14 protein-coding genes and 1 tRNA gene are annotated in these 15,937 nt (G+C 43.5%); 12 read left to right on the top strand and 3 right to left on the bottom strand.

All coding sequences use genetic code 11. The annotated features are described in order from the left end of the window. From FHQ23_RS03265 to FHQ23_RS03245, 5 genes are all read left to right on the top strand, one after another. A partial coding sequence (locus tag FHQ23_RS03265) for a response regulator transcription factor (RefSeq protein ID WP_326480828.1) occupies positions 1–785 on the top strand: 785 nt, incomplete at its 5' end. 1 nt (position 786) lies between these two features. Then, positions 787–2,154 carry an ATP-binding protein gene (locus tag FHQ23_RS03260; protein WP_139613027.1) on the top strand — a complete coding sequence of 456 codons (1,368 nt, stop codon included), beginning with the start codon at positions 787–789 and terminating at the stop codon, positions 2,152–2,154. Positions 2,155–2,259: 105 nt separating this feature from the next. Beyond that, complete coding sequence (locus FHQ23_RS03255) at positions 2,260–3,501, top strand: mechanosensitive ion channel family protein (protein WP_139613026.1); 1,242 nt, start codon at positions 2,260–2,262, stop codon at positions 3,499–3,501. 145 nt (positions 3,502–3,646) lie between these two features. Beyond that, entirely contained in the window at positions 3,647–5,287 is a 1,641-nt protein-coding gene (locus tag FHQ23_RS03250) for a phosphoethanolamine transferase (RefSeq protein WP_139613025.1), read from the top strand. A 194-nt stretch (positions 5,288–5,481) separates the two neighbouring features. Further along, positions 5,482–5,571, top strand: a tRNA-Ser gene (locus FHQ23_RS03245). Between the two features lie 101 nt (positions 5,572–5,672). On the opposite strand, the gene corA is transcribed toward FHQ23_RS03245, so the two are convergent. After that, positions 5,673–6,620 carry a magnesium/cobalt transporter CorA gene (gene corA, locus FHQ23_RS03240; protein WP_132967779.1) on the bottom strand — a complete coding sequence of 316 codons (948 nt, stop codon included), beginning with the start codon at positions 6,618–6,620 and terminating at the stop codon, positions 5,673–5,675. A gap of 485 nt (positions 6,621–7,105) precedes the next feature. Between corA and uspA the strand changes: the two genes are divergently transcribed. From uspA to galU, 5 genes are all read left to right on the top strand, one after another. Continuing rightward, complete coding sequence (gene uspA / locus FHQ23_RS03235; protein ID WP_139609556.1) at positions 7,106–7,534, top strand: universal stress protein UspA; 429 nt, start codon at positions 7,106–7,108, stop codon at positions 7,532–7,534. Positions 7,535–7,760: 226 nt separating this feature from the next. Next, entirely contained in the window at positions 7,761–10,385 is a 2,625-nt protein-coding gene (gene alaS / locus FHQ23_RS03230; protein ID WP_139613024.1) for an alanine--tRNA ligase, read from the top strand. A gap of 184 nt (positions 10,386–10,569) precedes the next feature. Then, positions 10,570–10,755: a carbon storage regulator CsrA gene (csrA, locus tag FHQ23_RS03225; RefSeq protein WP_139613023.1), complete on the top strand. Its 186-nt coding sequence runs from the start codon at positions 10,570–10,572 to the stop codon at positions 10,753–10,755. Positions 10,756–10,771: 16 nt separating this feature from the next. Further along, positions 10,772–12,139, top strand: coding sequence for a phosphohexomutase domain-containing protein (locus FHQ23_RS03220; protein WP_139613022.1), 1,368 nt, complete (start codon positions 10,772–10,774; stop codon positions 12,137–12,139). A 93-nt stretch (positions 12,140–12,232) separates the two neighbouring features. Continuing rightward, positions 12,233–13,120, top strand: coding sequence for a UTP--glucose-1-phosphate uridylyltransferase GalU (gene galU / locus FHQ23_RS03215; RefSeq protein ID WP_139613021.1), 888 nt, complete (start codon positions 12,233–12,235; stop codon positions 13,118–13,120). Positions 13,121–13,172: 52 nt separating this feature from the next. On the opposite strand, the gene FHQ23_RS03210 is transcribed toward galU, so the two are convergent. After that, positions 13,173–13,715, bottom strand: a complete 543-nt coding sequence (locus FHQ23_RS03210) for a hypothetical protein (protein WP_139613020.1) — start codon at positions 13,713–13,715, stop codon at positions 13,173–13,175. 111 nt (positions 13,716–13,826) lie between these two features. On the opposite strand from FHQ23_RS03210, the gene FHQ23_RS03205 reads away from it, so the two are divergent. Next, complete coding sequence (locus tag FHQ23_RS03205) at positions 13,827–14,288, top strand: hypothetical protein (protein ID WP_139613019.1); 462 nt, start codon at positions 13,827–13,829, stop codon at positions 14,286–14,288. A 49-nt stretch (positions 14,289–14,337) separates the two neighbouring features. On the opposite strand, the gene ygfZ is transcribed toward FHQ23_RS03205, so the two are convergent. Next, positions 14,338–15,297: a tRNA-modifying protein YgfZ gene (ygfZ, locus tag FHQ23_RS03200; protein WP_139613018.1), complete on the bottom strand. Its 960-nt coding sequence runs from the start codon at positions 15,295–15,297 to the stop codon at positions 14,338–14,340. A gap of 179 nt (positions 15,298–15,476) precedes the next feature. Between ygfZ and FHQ23_RS03195 the strand changes: the two genes are divergently transcribed. Beyond that, the gene (locus FHQ23_RS03195; RefSeq protein WP_267963607.1) at positions 15,477–15,935 is read left to right on the top strand and encodes a DUF302 domain-containing protein; all 459 of its coding nucleotides are present in this window, start codon (positions 15,477–15,479) and stop codon (positions 15,933–15,935) included. Positions 15,936–15,937: the final 2 nt, after the last annotated feature.

The raw sequence follows: 15,937 nt of genomic DNA, 5'->3' as shown, positions 1-15,937 counted from the left end.
GATCAACAGACCCTAGTCATTTTGCTATTTTTATGTGCGAAATATTGGGTGATAATGACATTAATAATGTGCTAATCGATGAAATAAAAACGAATAAAACGGATAACAGCATGCGAATATTATTGGTTGAAGATGATGTGATGATTGGCGAGGTGATGCAAGCTAGCCTAAAAGATGCCGGTTATGCAGTCGATTGGGTGCAAGATGGGCAAACCGCACTTTCGGCATTGGCGGTGCAGAATTATGACGTGCTGCTGCTCGATCTGGGCTTGCCAAAGAAAGATGGTTTGCTGGTGTTGGCAGAGATTCGTCGTCAAGATCAACAGTTGCCTATTGTGATTGCCACGGCAAGAGATGATTTGAACAGCCGCCTACAAGGTTTAGATGGCGGAGCAGATGATTATGTGGTAAAGCCTTTTCAAATGGAGGAGCTGTTAGCCCGTTTGCGAGCGGTGGTGCGGCGTAAACATCACCATGGGCAGTTGCAGCTCAGTAATGGTTTGCTTACCCTCGATCCGTCGAGTTATCAAGTGTGGCTGTGCGGAAATCCGGAGGCGGTCAGCTTGACTCATAAGGAATTTTCCTTATTGCAAACCTTAATGCAACATCAAGGCAGAATTTATTCTCGGGCGGAATTGGAAGACAAAATTTATGCTTGGGGCGAAGAAGTGGAGAGCAATGCAATTGACTATTTAATCCATTCACTGCGTAAAAAACTGGGCAAAGAGAGCATTCGTAATATTCGTGGTGCTGGTTGGAGTGTGAGTAAAGGCGGGTTGACATAATATGAAGATCACCTCAATTCGCAAAAAATTGAGCGTCGGTTTAATGGTTTTGGCGTTGAGTGCCAGCCTGCTGACCGCACTTTTCACTTTTTTCTATAGCTTCAAATCGGCATATAGCCTGCAAGATGATATTTTGCAGCAAACTGCCTATTTGGTTGATGAACACAGCCAAACGCCAGAAGTGTTACTGAACAATCATGATAACCGTATTCTGATTCAAAACCACAACACGGATCCGCAACAGGACTATTTTATTGCTGATTTAGATCAATATCAGGAAGGATTCCACACGATTAGCAAAGGCAATATCAAATATCGCTTTTATTTAAAAACGCTGAATCAGCAAAAAATAGCGGTGATTTTTGATGAGTCGGAATTTCGTGATGAGATTATTGTGCATTCAATATGGCTTAGTACTGTGCCAGTACTACTGTTTATATTGTTGATGTTACCGTTGGCAATTTGGATTATCGGGTGTAGCATTGCGCCGATTGATCGGCTGGCAAAAACGCTGCAAGCACGTTCAGAAAACGATTTAACCGCACTTGAAACCGACAATGTTCCGCAAGAATTGCGAGGGTTTATCCATTCCATCAACCAAATGCTGGATAAAGTCGCAGCCAGTATGCGACAGCAAAAACGCTTTATTGCCGATGCTTCTCATGAGCTACGCAGTCCGATGACCGCACTTTCACTGCAAGCCGAGCGTTTGATCAAATTACAGCAGTTGCAAAACCACGGCTCGGAACAAACCGGTGTGTTGGAACAGGCAAATGCCTTGAGTCAAGGCATACAGCGGATTCGTCATCTATTGGAGCAGTTGCTTTCACTGGCGAGGCTTCAAGCAGGCGCAGCGCAGGCCGACAGTCGGCAAAGTGTGGTTTCGATTTTGGCAGTTTATCGACAAGTATTGGCAGACTTATTGCCGTTAGCTGATGAAAAAGCGATTGATATCGGGCTGGTTAGCGATGTTGATGTCAGTATCTGCGCTGATCAAAGTGATATTTATATTTTGCTCAAAATCTTATGTGAAAATGCTGTGACTTATGTGCCGCCAGGCGGACAAGTGGATCTGGCAGTCCGACTGTTTCAGGACAGTGACGGCGAGTGGCTGATGCTGGAAGTTGATGACAACGGCAACGGTATTCCGCCAAAAGAGCGGTTGCGTGTACTGGATCCGTTTTATCGAGTGTTGGGCAGCGGACAGCAAGGCACCGGATTGGGATTGGCAATTGCCAACAGTATTGCTAAACGTTATTACGGAAAAATCGTGCTGAGTGATTCTAAGCGCTTTGCGCACGGCTTAAATTGTACTGTTTATTTGCCAATAGGGTTATGCTCTCCCATGAATTTGAAAGTCTTGAGTTGATACTGCAAAGTGCGGCCAGCCATAGAATCAGGGGCTTTTGGCAGAGTGTTGCATTTATGTTACAATTTATCCTCTTGAAAACCAATTTAGGAGGATATTTTCCCGATGCGAGAACAACTACTTCAGTGGCTATCAGGTCAAAACTACCCAAATTCTGAGCTGGTGGTCAATTTGGTGATGATCAGTTTAATTATCCTAACGACGCTACTGTTGCATACCCTGATTCACTATGTTTTATTTCGTGTACTGATCAATAAATTGCGCACGTCAAAACTACTGTTTCTGAACATTTTGGCAGAACACCGATTGTTCAATAATCTGGCATTGACGATTCAGGGGCTATTATTGGTGGTGCAATTACGGATTTGGCTGCCGGAGAATGTTTGGCGTGAAGGATTTATTGCCGTCACCCACATCTGGTGTCTAATTTTTGCGCTATTTTCGATTTTCTCTTTGTTGGACACCCTGCAAACCTATTTGTTCCGACGCAATCTAGCGCAACACTTCCCGGTACGCGGCTTAGTACAAACCATCAAATTGTTGGCATCGATCGCCATCGGAATTCTGTTAATTTCACTCATTCTGGGGCAATCCCCGTTGATTCTGCTCAGTGGTTTAGGGGCGATGACTGCGGTACTGATGTTGGTGTTTAAAGATCCGATTTTGGGGTTGGTAGCCGGTATTCAACTTTCAGCCAACCGCATGTTGAATGTCGGTGATTGGCTAGAAATGCCAAAATATGGTGCCGACGGTAGCGTGGTGGATATTGGATTGACTACTGTCAAAGTGCGGAATTGGGATAACACCGTAACTACGCTACCGACTTATGCACTGATTTCCGACTCCTTTAAAAACTGGCGCGCAATGAGTGAATCCGGCGGGCGGCGGATTAAACGTGCGGTCTATTTAGACACTAACAGTGTTCATTTTCTAAATGCTGAAGAGATCGCTCATTTGCAACAAAGTCGTCTGCTGAATGACTATTTGGATAAACGCCAGCAAGATATTCGTGAGTTTCATCAGATGAATCACATTGACCACAATAGCTATCTTAACGGTAGACATCTCACCAATTTAGGGACTTTTCGTGTTTATTTGCAGCAATATCTCCACACCAATCGGCATATTCGCAAAGATATGACCTTGATGGTGCGTCAACTTGATGCCAGTGATAAAGGGATTCCACTTGAAATTTACTGCTTCACTAACACGGTGTTGTGGGGCGAATATGAAGGCATTCAAGCAGATATTTTTGATCATATTTATGCGGTCGCAAAGGAGTTTAAACTGCGGATTTATCAGGCACCGAGTGGCTATGATATGCGCAGAATGGGGCGTGACGATTAACCACAGAACGACAGGGCTGGTAAATATCCCTAATTTTTAGCTAATTCTTCCTCTTTATAATTTTAATATAGAAACGCTACTTTAAACTTTATGGGTTAAAGTAGTTAAAAATTCATTATATATTAATTAGTTGAGGAAGAATCTAATGGCCTTGTTATCCCCCCGCTTTCTAAGCAAAGGCATGAGCAGCAGCAAATTGTTGCTGTTGTTGACGCTGTTTTTCACGGTTGTGATGAACTATGCATTTTATAAAACCGTATTGGCATTGTATCCAAACATCGATATGTTTGCGCTGAGCTTACCGTTTGCGATGTTTTTTATTTTGTATGCCGCATTCCAAATTCTAGCCCTGCCTTACCTGCATAAAATTTTGATACCGCTGTTGCTGTTGCTTAGTGCCTCAATTGGTTATAACGCACTGTTTTATAATGTATATTTTGATACCAATATGTTGGAAAACGTGTTGCAAACCTCGTTTACTGAGGCGAGCAAATTGATTACCTTCTCTTATATCTTGTGGATTGTTGTTTTCGGGGTCGTGCCGTCAATACTGTATGTGATGGTGAAAGTGAACTACCGCACTTGGTATAAAGAAATTGCGATGCGGCTGTTGTTGATCGCTTTGTCGGTGGTGGTGGTCGGCAGTATCGCGAAATTTTATTATCAGGATTACGCTTCATTTTTCCGTAATAATAAACAAGTCGTCAACTTAATCGTACCAAGCAATTTCATCGGCGCTGGAATTAATGAAGTCAAACGGATTCAGCAAGCTAATCGCCCGTTTGAACAGATCGGTTTAGATGCACAACAGGTCAAACAAGATGGACAAAAAAGACGTGTGTTGGTGTTGGTGGTCGGCGAAACAACTCGTGCGCAAAATTGGGGCTTGAACGGTTATCAAGTCAACGGACAGCTGCGACAAACCACACCTAAACTGGCGGCGTTGGGCAGTGAATTGATCAATTATCCGCAAGTGACCAGCTGCGGCACGGCAACCGCAGTGTCGGTGCCGTGTATGTTTTCAGTGATGGATCGTAGTAATTTCAACAGCTCAGTGGCGCAAAAGCAGGATAATCTATTGGATATTGCTCAACGCAGCGGTATCAATATTTTATGGTTGGACAACGATACGGGCTGTAAAGGTGTATGCGAGCGGGTGCCGACTGAAAATCTGACGGGCACAAACTCAGCGGAGTTTTGTCATAACGGCGAATGTTTGGACGATATCTTGCTGCAAAATTTCGAGCAGCGCTTGCAAGCCGATCCAAACAAAGATTTGATTGTGGTGCTGCACACCATGGGCAGTCACGGACCAACCTATTTTGAGCGTTACACCTCAGAATACCGTCACTTTACGCCGACTTGTGATATGCAAGATATTGCTAAATGTTCAAAAGAGCAGCTAGTCAATACTTACGATAATACGATTTTATATATTGACCAATTTTTGGATCGCGTGATTAACACGTTGAAAAAACAGCCGAATTTAAATAGTGCACTGTTATATGTGTCGGATCACGGTGAATCGTTGGGCGAAAACGGTATATATCTGCACGGCACGCCGTACTCGATTGCCCCAGATGAACAAACCCATGTGCCGGCAGTTTTCTGGGCATCGCAAGGTTTGCAGGCACAGCGCAATTTGGATCTGTCATGTTTGCAAAAAACCGCAAATACCACTGCCTATTCGCAAGATAACTATTTCCATTCGGTCTTGGGCTTAATGCAGATTAAAACCGCACTTTATAACCCGACAATGGATATGTTCGCTGGCTGTCGCCGTTAGCGCCAGTATCGGCAAACACGGCTGTGAGAAATAGACGTGACCGCACTTTGTTAAAAATAAGCATTAAAAATAAGCAAAGTGCGGTATTAATCATCGAATATGGTGGCATTGCTGAAAAAATACTTGACGAAAAGCGGATAACTCCCTATAGTTTGCGCCCTGTCAGTTCTCAAATAGCAGTACCCATACTCAACGGTGAGATGTCCGAGAGGCTGAAGGAGCACGCCTGGAAAGTGTGTATGCGCGAAAGTGCATCGAGGGTTCGAATCCCTCTCTCACCGCCATCTATTTTGTATTCCTGTATTATTTCTTTTTGTACTCACCAAATGTAAAAACCGCACTTTGCAGCACGGTTTTCTGTCAGTTTCAAGCATAACGATAAAAACTATAGCCAGCCTTTGCGTTTAAAATAGATATACGGTGCAAACGCAGCGAGCAGCATTAAGCCGAGCGCCATCGGATAACCAAACTCAAAGCCGAGTTCCGGCATCTCTTTAAAGTTCATGCCGTAATTGGAGGCAACTAGCGTTGGTGGCAGGAAGATTACCGAGACCACCGAGAAGATTTTGATAATTCGGTTCTGTTCAATATTGATAAAGCCCATTGCCGCCTGCATCAAGAAGTTGACTTTTTGGAACAGCGATTCGTTGTGCGGTTGCAGAGATTCAATATCGCGCAGCACTTCGCGTGCCTGTTCCAACTGGCTTGCGGGCAGACGAGTTTTACGCACCAAAAAGCTCAGTGCCCGCTGGGTATCCATCAAGCACAACCGCACTTTCGAGCTAGCATCTTCTTGCTCTGTCAGGGTAGAAAGGGCACGGTCAAAGGCTTCGCCTTGTTTGCCGTCAAGGATAACTCGGCTTAATTGTTCCAAATCGGCATAAATGGTTTCAATAACGTCGGCTAGCTGCTCGATTTTGGTTTCAAACAGATCTAACAGCAGTTCATAGGCATTACAGGCTTCCAATTTTTGAATGCGTGAACGCATACGATATAGGCGGAATGCCGGCAGTTCGCGGTCACGTAGCGTGAATAGGCGACCGTCGCGCAGGGTGAAAGCGACAGTGGAAATGTCAGCGTAATCATCTTCGTCTTCACAATAGAAAAAGGAGTGCAGGTGCAGCCCGTCTTCATCTTCAAAGAAACGGGCGGAGGCTTCTAAATCTTCCAGTTCAAGATAGCTGGCAAGGCTCTGTCCGAGACCTTGTTGTAAAATGTCACGTTCTTCGCTGCTTGGATCAATCAAATCAATCCAAATGGCGCTGTCTAAATTTTGGCTGGTTTCGTCGATGCGAACCAAGCGGGCATTGTCCAAGGCAAAAGCACCAATCATATTTCATACTCCCCGGTGAGTGATGAACACGCAATGAACAAGAATAAGATGCCGGTAAATTTCAGCAATAGGGAAAGCAAGTGTTGTTTATACCTATCTGCGAGAGTTTCGCCGACAAGCAGGTTGAGATGAGGGCGAAGAATCAAGCGTGAGAATTAAACCAGTATCGACTGTGACTGTCCAAAGTGTGTGTCCTCATATTATTAAATCGTGCGAATCTTACGCTTTCGAGCCATAAAGGTCAAGTCATTCTCTCCGTGGTAGCTCGGCGGCAGATTATGGTTACTATTGGTTGCGATTGAGCACAAAATTTTGATCAGCACTCCAAAATAAATAAATTGCAGAAAATTTGCATAACAAAAATAATAATATGTGATCTGGCACATGCTCTTTTTTATTTTGTAATGGTATGATTTAGTAAGAAGTTAGGCAGTATCTCTATAATAAACATTTACTTATCATAAAGGGGCAAAAAGGAGGCAGTTATGTACAAGCACGTTTTAGTCGCTGTGGATCTATCTGAAGACAGTCCGATACTGTTAAATAAAGCGGTGGATATCGCTACACGGCACGAAGCAAAGCTATCGTTGATTCATGTGGATGTCAATTTTTCCGATCTCTATACCGGCTTGATTGATATTAATATGGCGACGATGCAGGATCGTATTTCGGTTGAAACACAAGAAGCGTTGAATAAATTGGCGGAGTCGGTGGACTTTCCGATTACGGAAAAACTGAGCGGCACGGGTGATTTGGAACAAGTGCTGAAAGAGGCGATTGGCAAATATCAGGTCGATTTGCTGGTGACTGGGCATCATCAAGATTTCTGGAGCAAGTTGATCTCTTCCACCCGTCAAGTGATGAATTCGGTGACGATTGATATGTTGGTCGTGCCGTTAAAAGAGCAAGATTAACCGATAATTTTTAGCCGTTTGACCGCACTTTGACCGACGAACTATCGGTGAAAGCATAAAGTGCGGTCTATTTACTTTAAAATCCACTGCAATTGCTCGCAATCCCTCCTAAAGCCATTCCCCAAGCCTATTTTTTATGCGAAAATAAACAGTTTACAGAATTTGTTAGGTCGTGGTGCTGAGCTTGGTGCAAAGCACGGCGATGTTATTGCACAGGATTAAATGAATGAAAACAACAGCAGATATCAGACGCGATTTTTTGCGTTTTTTTGAAACTAAAGGACACCAAATTGTCGCCAGCAGCTCATTAGTGCCGGAAAATGATCCGACTCTATTGTTTACCAATGCCGGTATGAACCAATTTAAAGAAGTATTTCTCGGACAAGATCAACGCAGCTACAAACGCGCTACCACCGCACAACGTTGTGTACGTGCCGGTGGCAAGCATAACGATTTGGAAAATGTCGGTTATACCGCACGTCACCACACGTTTTTCGAAATGCTAGGCAATTTCAGCTTTGGTGATTATTTTAAACAAGAGGCGATTCAATATGCGTGGGAATTTCTGACTTCTGCTGCTTGGTTGAACCTGCCAAAAGAAAAATTGTGGGTGACGGTGTATGAAACTGACCAGGAAGCCTATGATATTTGGAATAAAACCGTTGGAGTGCCTGCCGAGCGTATCGTGCGCATCGGCGATAACAAAGGCGCGCCATATGCCTCTGATAACTTCTGGCAAATGGGTGACACCGGTCCTTGTGGCCCTTGTACTGAGATTTTTTACGATCACGGTGATCATATTTGGGGTGGACCGCCGGGATCAGCTGAGGAAGACGGTGACCGTTACATTGAAATTTGGAACGTCGTTTTTATGCAATTCAACCGTCAAGCTGATGGTACGATGCTGCCGTTGCCCAAACCGTCGGTCGATACCGGCATGGGCTTGGAGCGGATTACAGCGGTGTTGCAGCATGTGAATTCTAACTATGAGATTGATATTTTCCGTCGTTTGGTCACTAAAGCTGGCGAGATTACTGAGACTGCTGATCTGAAAAATAAATCTTTAAACGTGATTGCTGATCATATCCGTTCTTGTGCATATTTGATTGCCGATGGCGTGATTCCGTCTAATGAAGGGCGAGGCTATGTGTTGCGCCGGATTATCCGCCGTGCAGTGCGCCACGGACATTTGCTGGGCGCAAAACAAGCATTTTTCTACCGCTTGGTGCCGACGTTGATTGAGGTGATGGCGGAAGCCGGTAGCGAATTGAAGGACAATCAGGCGCAAATCGAAAAATTGCTGCGCCAAGAAGAAGAACAGTTTGCCCGCACGTTAGAGCGTGGCTTGGTGTTGTTAGACGAAGCGTTGGCGAAAGTAGAAAATAATCTGTTGCCTGGCGAAGTGGTGTTCAAACTGTATGATACCTATGGATTTCCTTATGATTTAACTGCGGATATTTGCCGTGAAAAAGCGATTGCCATTGACCAAGCGGGTTTTGACCGTGCGATGGAAGCGCAGCGCCAGCAGGCACAAGCCGCGAGTAATTTTGGGATTGATTATAGCAATGTTATTTCCGTTGACGGTGAAACTTGCTTCGAAGGCTACAGCGAGTCAGAAAGCTTGGGTAAAGTAGTGGCAATTTTCCATGACGGCAAAGAAGTCGAACGTATTCAAGCCGGACAAAGTGCGGTGGTGGTGTTGGATAATACGCCATTTTACGGTGAATCCGGCGGACAAATCGGCGACACTGGACGCTTGGAAAGTCAAAGTGCGGTTTTTACGGTCAAAGATACGCAAAAATATGGCAAAGTGTTCGGGCATATCGGGGCGTTGCAGCAAGGCGAATTGGCGGTAGGACAGAGCCTGAATGCAGTGGTGGATAGTCAACGTCGTGCCGAGATCTCGTTAAACCATTCGGCGACACATTTGCTACACGCCGCATTGCGCCAAATTTTAGGTACTCATGTCAGTCAAAAAGGTTCGTTGGTGTCCGATAGCCTATTGCGTTTTGATTTTGCGCAACCGGAAGCGATCAGTAAAGCACAACTAACGGACATTGAAAATCTGGTCAATCAGCATATCCGTGCTAACTACCCGGTGGTGACCGAGATTATGGATTTGGACGCGGCTAAAGCTAAAGGCGCAATGGCACTGTTCGGTGAAAAATACAGTGAGCAAGTACGGGTGTTGTCAATGGGCGATTTTTCGACCGAGCTGTGTGGCGGAATTCATGCCAACAGAACCGGTGACATCGGGCTGTTTAAAATCACCTCTGAAGGGGCAATTGCAGCCGGCATTCGTCGGATTGAAGCGGTGACAGGGCAAAATGCGATGGATTGGCTGCATCAGCAACAAGCGGTGTTACAGCAAAGTGCAGATTTACTGAAAACCGATGGCAATAGTTTGCTCGACAAAATTAATCAATTGCAAGAACGCAATAAACGTGCGGAAAAAGAGTTGCAACTGTTGAAAGAGAAAGCTGCACAACAGGCTGGTAATGATTTGGCGAAACAGACTCAAATCATTAACGGAGTACAAGTGGTGCTGCAAAAACTGGACGGCGTTGAGGCGAAATCCTTGCGGATGATGGTTGACGACCTGAAAAACCAACTGGGTTCAGCTGTGATTGCATTTGCCTCGGTGGCGGATGCTAAGGTGAATTTGATTGTCGGGGTGACCTCTGATTTAACCGCAACAGTGAAAGCGGGCGAGTTGGTGAACTTGATGGCGGAACAGGTCGGCGGCAAAGGCGGCGGACGTCCGGATCTGGCGATGGCAGGCGGCACACAGCTTGAGAATGTAGCGATTGCACTAGCCAGCGCCAAGACATGGTTAGAAAATAAATTGTAATTAAATCAATGCAAATGAAAAACAGGGTTTCGACCCTGTTTTTATTTTTGTGTGCCACTGCACATTTTGTGGTTTTTCCATTCACTTTTTTTTATGAAATAAAGTATTATCAATATGTGTTATTTTTCGGTAATAAATATTTTTTACCACAGATAATACCTTTATTGCTATCAAAGAGGGATATATGCTGATTCTGACGAGAAAAATCGGTGAAAGTTTGCTAATCGGGGAAGATATTTCAATCTCCGTACTCAGCGTGCGCGGTAATCAAGTGAAAATTGGAGTTGACGCTCCAAAAGAGGTTACGGTACATCGAGAGGAAATATATCAGCGTCTTAAAGAAGCAGATGATAAAAAAGTAGATCAATAGTAATTGGAGTTTGCAGATGACAAAATTAACATGTTTCAAAGCTTATGATGTTCGTGGTCGTTTAGGCGATGAATTAAATACCGATATCGCCTATCGTATTGGTCGTGCCTTCGGACAGTTTTTACAGCCTAAGCAAGTGGTTGTCGGTGGTGATGTTCGCTTGAGCAGTAAAGAGCTGAAAAGTGCCTTAACCAACGGTTTGCTTGATTCCGGGGTTGATGTGATTGACTTGGGATTGACCGGCACTGAAGAGGTCTATTTTGCGACATCGTTTCTGAAAGTTGATGGTGGAATTGAAGTTACAGCCAGCCATAATCCAATGAATTATAATGGATTAAAGTTTGTTAAAGCCGGATCGCGCCCAATTAGCGCTGATAGTGGTTTAGGCGATATCCAGAAATTAGCTGAAGAGAATAATTTTCCGGATGTGGCAAAACGTGGCGAGTATAAGCAGCTTTCTGTGTTGCAAGAATATGTCGATCACTTGTTAACCTATGTTAATTTAGAAAATTTCAATAAACCGTTAAAACTGGTAATCAATTCCGGAAACGGGGCAGCTGGTCATGTAGTTGACGAGCTGGAGGCGCGTTTTAAACAGCATGCACCGTTGGTCAGCTTTATCAAAGTCCACAATGAGCCGGACGGCAACTTCCCACACGGGATCCCTAACCCGATTTTGCATGAAAACCGTCAAGACACCATTGATGCCGTGCTGGCAAACAAGGCGGATATGGGGATTGCTTTTGACGGTGACTTTGACCGTTGTTTCTTGTTTGATGAAAATGCCACTTTTATTGAAGGTTACTATATTGTCGGTCTATTAGGACAGGCATTCTTGGCGAAAAATCCGGGGGCTAAAATTATCCTTGATCCACGTTTGATGTGGAATACCGTTGAGTTGGTTGAAGAAATGGGCGGTGAAGCCGTAGTTTCTAAATCCGGACACTCGTTTATCAAAGAAAAAATGCGTGCAGTTGATGCGATTTATGGCGGTGAAATGAGCGCTCACCACTATTTCCGTGATTTCTTCTATTGTGATAGCGGCATGATTCCATGGCTATTGGCGGCGGAATTGTTGTGCACCACGGGTAAAACTTTAGGACAATTGGTCGGTGATCGTTTGAATGCTTACCCATCTCCGGGAGAAATCAACAGCAAGTTGGAAGATGCTCAAGTGGCGATTGCCCGTGTGCGTGCGTTCTATGAGAAGGATGCAATTGCCATCGATGAAATGGACGGTATCAGCATTGAATATCCGACATGGCGTTTCAACCTGCGTAGTTCCAATACTGAGCCGGTGGTGCGCCTGAATTTGGAAACTCGTGGCGACAAAGCGCTGATGGAAGAGAAAACCGCTGAGATTTTAGCCTTACTCAGACAGTAGTTTTGGCGTAAAATACTATCCGCTTTCAGGTTGTCACTGAAAGCGGATTTTGCTATTTCTTTAATGACCAAACTGATGATAAAAGGATATTACATGAAAGTTATTATTCCCGTCGCCGGATTAGGCACCCGAATGTTGCCTGCGACCAAAGCTATTCCGAAAGAGATGTTGACGATTGTAGATAAACCGTTGATTCAATATGTGGTCAGTGAATGTGTCAATGCTGGCGTGAAAGAGGTTATCTTAGTCACTCACTCCTCTAAAAATTCAATTGAGAACCATTTTGATACCTCGTATGAATTGGAATCTATGCTCGAAAAACGAGTGAAGCGCCAGTTGTTGGAAGAAGTGCGGTCAATTATTCCACCGGGCGTCACGATTATGCACGTGCGGCAGGGGAATGCCAAAGGCTTGGGACACGCGGTGCTGTGCGCCAAACCGCTCGTTGGCGATGAGCCTTTTGCGGTGGTGTTGCCGGATGTGATTTTGGCAGAGTTCAGTGCCGATCAGAAAAAAGAGAATTTAGCTGCCATGCTGCAACGTTTCAAACAAACCAAAATCAGCCAAATTATGGTAGCGCCGGTAGCGGTGGAAGATGTCAGCAATTATGGTATCGTTGATTGCGGTGACGCGGTGTTGGAAGCTGGGCAAAGTGCGGTGATCAATAACATTGTAGAAAAACCGGCTCAAGAAGAAGCCCCATCAAATCTTTCTGTCGTCGGGCGCTATGTGTTCTCGAGTGCGATTTGGCATTTATTGGCAAAAACGCCGGTCGGTGTTGGGGATGAAATCCAATTAACCGATGCCATTGATATGCTTATCGAGCAAGAAACCGTGGAAGCATTTCATATGAGCGGAAAAAGTTTCGACTGCGGCGATAAACTAGGCTATCTGCAAGCGATTGTCGAATACGGCACGCAACACCCGAAATTGGCAAGTGAATTTAAGCAGTATTTAAAACAGTTCTGTAATAGATTGTGAGTTTTTGCTGAAAGAGCTAAGTTCTTCTATAAAAGAAATTAGCTCTTTTAATTTATAAGCTTGATTGTGTTAGTGAGCTTTTTTGTATATTACTAATAGGCTTTCCTAAAATAATAGCATCTTTATCTCTAGGATTAAAGCGATTGTCATAGGAATATTCATACACTCTCCATGAAAGATTTTTTCTATTACTATCTTCTAAATAAACAATGTAGTCTTTGTTGGCTTCAAAGTGTATATTTTCAAATTTAGCATATCGGTTTGATATACTAATTATAATTGTATTATTTCCTACGGGAACCATTACTTTTTCATAAGGTGTTAAAAGTTCATATTTTTTTCCTAAAAAAGAATTGTCATTTTTTAATATTTTATCATTTACTTTATATATATTGATCGGTGGAACATCTAATGTACTATATCCAAAATAAGGAGTGATCGGATATATGCGTAATGTAGCATAAGGTTGATTGTCTGTTATTAGTTGGGAACGATAATGGGCTAACCACTTTGCGTCCTCTATAGCATTTTCTTTGATAGAACAAGCAGATAAAAACAATATTAGAAAAAGGAATAGTATTCTCCTTACTGACATTTTAAACCTCCAATAAAAATGATAACGAGTCTTATTTATTGTGATATGATATATTCTAGATATAGCGTTGTAAATGAATTATTGTATTTCTTTTAAAATGGAGAGTCGTATATGAGTGTTGTACATCTATTTCAAGCTAAATTTGTAAAGTTAGGGGTATTATCTCTATTTATCAGCTTATTAACTGCCTGTTTTAATTTAGAAAAAAGTCGGAGAAATCTTGAGGGTTCAGCGTCCTCTACAATAGAAGTACCTATAAATTACATTGATGCTTATGTTAATGTTAAACATTATTATCAAATGTGCCATGTGCCTTCTTATAGGGCTCTAGGGGCGTCATACATTGAAACGGCGTTAGATCGAGAAAACGGTGTTGGTAAAATTGAACTTTTAGGTGGGCATTTTGCATTAGAGTTAATTCGTTTTATTAATAAAAGTGAGAATTCGGCTGCAATCGAGCTTTTTATAACGAGGAGTTTCCTGCACTCAGAAGATGGTAATAGAAATCTTAGAGAGGAAAGGTTGGAAAATATTAAAATTATTAGTCAAAGACAGTTTGATGTTTGTATGTAATAGCAAATATAACCGATAATAGAGACTTCTACTATCGGTTATATTTTACTTAACGTTCCGTTTCTTCCAACGCATAAGGCAGCGGATATAAGCACAGCGGCTGCGGACTGTCTTCGCTTAAGCGGAAACGTTGACAGGCTTCGCTATCGTTTGCCAGCACCACTTGCAGCCACAATACACCGTCGTGCTGTACCGCATTTAAAATCGAACCGGTTTTGCGCCAGTTGGTTTCTAGCAATAACTCCACCCCCTGCCCGATAGCCGGAACGGTGTTCGGTTGTCCGACTAAGGTAAACAGTGCTCTTTTGTTGGCACCGCGATATTTGGCGCGGGCGATGGTTTCTTGTCCGATATAGCAACCTTTATGGAAAGAGACGGTTTGTTCCAGCAGTTGTAAATTAATGGCTTGAGGAATAAATTGATTCTGGCTTTCTGCCGTTAGTAACGGTATGCCGTCTTGAATATCCAACAGATCCCAAGCGATTGTGGTGACGGTTGGGGTGATCGTAACCGCACTTTCACTGATCAAGATCCAACGTGGCTGAGGGTGTTCAATATACAATAAACTATGCCCATCAGCATGAATCAGCGGCGTTTCGGCATTCGGCAGTTGATCGCTGAGGGTTGTGATGGTTTGCGGCGCTTGTCTGCCGGCAAAGCCGATTAAAGTGCGGTCTTGCGCCAGATTAAAACTGACTTTTGAAAAGACGGCATATTTTTTCAGTTGTTCCAATGCCGTTGGTAGCAATGCTTTGCGGATAATAAAATAAAAGTGCTGCGAGCCAACACGAACGAGGCGGAATACTGACCAAACTTTGCCTTTGGGATCACAATGTGCAGTTAATGTTGAATTTCCGACCGCCAATTTGCTGATATCAGTGGTTAACTGACCTTGTAAAAATTTTTCACTGTCCTCACCGCTCACTTCAATTAATTGGTAGTGGTTCAACTCACAAACCATGTTGGGATAGGTTTCTGTCATTAGTGGGTATTGGCAATGTATTGTCATGGTTTTCTCTTTTTAACATGGATAAGTCGTCTTGATTCTACACTGATTTCAGGGCAAAAGGCTATCGTTAAAAATGCGATCAAATCTTAAATTATGTAGTTTTTATGACAATTTTTATACAATCAATCTCTTTATGCTTATCAGCATTACTCACGTTCTTCACTAAACAAGGATATTGTATGAACTTAAGCAAAACAGCAGGATTGATTATCGCCATGTTACCTTTTTTAGCTCAGGCAGCGCCTAACGCAAATGGTTTATTGACTGTGCCGAGTCAATATAATGCTACAGAAACGGTGCAATTGATTGAAAAAACGGTTACTGACAAAGGCATGACGGTTTTTGGTTTAGTAGATCATCAAAAAGCGGCGCAAGACAATGGCTTGACCATGCCTGCGGCGACGGTGGTTTTATTTGGCAGCCCGAAAGTCGGCACACCGATTATGATCGAACATCCAACAATCGCAATTGATTTGCCACTGAAAGCGTTGGTGTGGGAGGATAAAGCCGGTAAGGTATTTGTTTCACTAAATCAAGCGGAATTTCTGGGTAATCGCCATGAAGTGCCGCAAGAACTCTCACAAAAATTAGCGGGTGCGGAAAAATTGCTTTCCAATACCGTGAACGCGGGTAAATAAGC

It is taken from the genome of Testudinibacter crocodili (genome assembly GCF_006228025.1).
In the GTDB taxonomy this organism is placed as follows: Bacteria; Pseudomonadota; Gammaproteobacteria; order Enterobacterales; family Pasteurellaceae; genus Chelonobacter.
The sequence above is the reverse complement of the archived record's forward strand: the minus strand, read 5'-3'. Positions and strand labels throughout refer to the sequence as shown.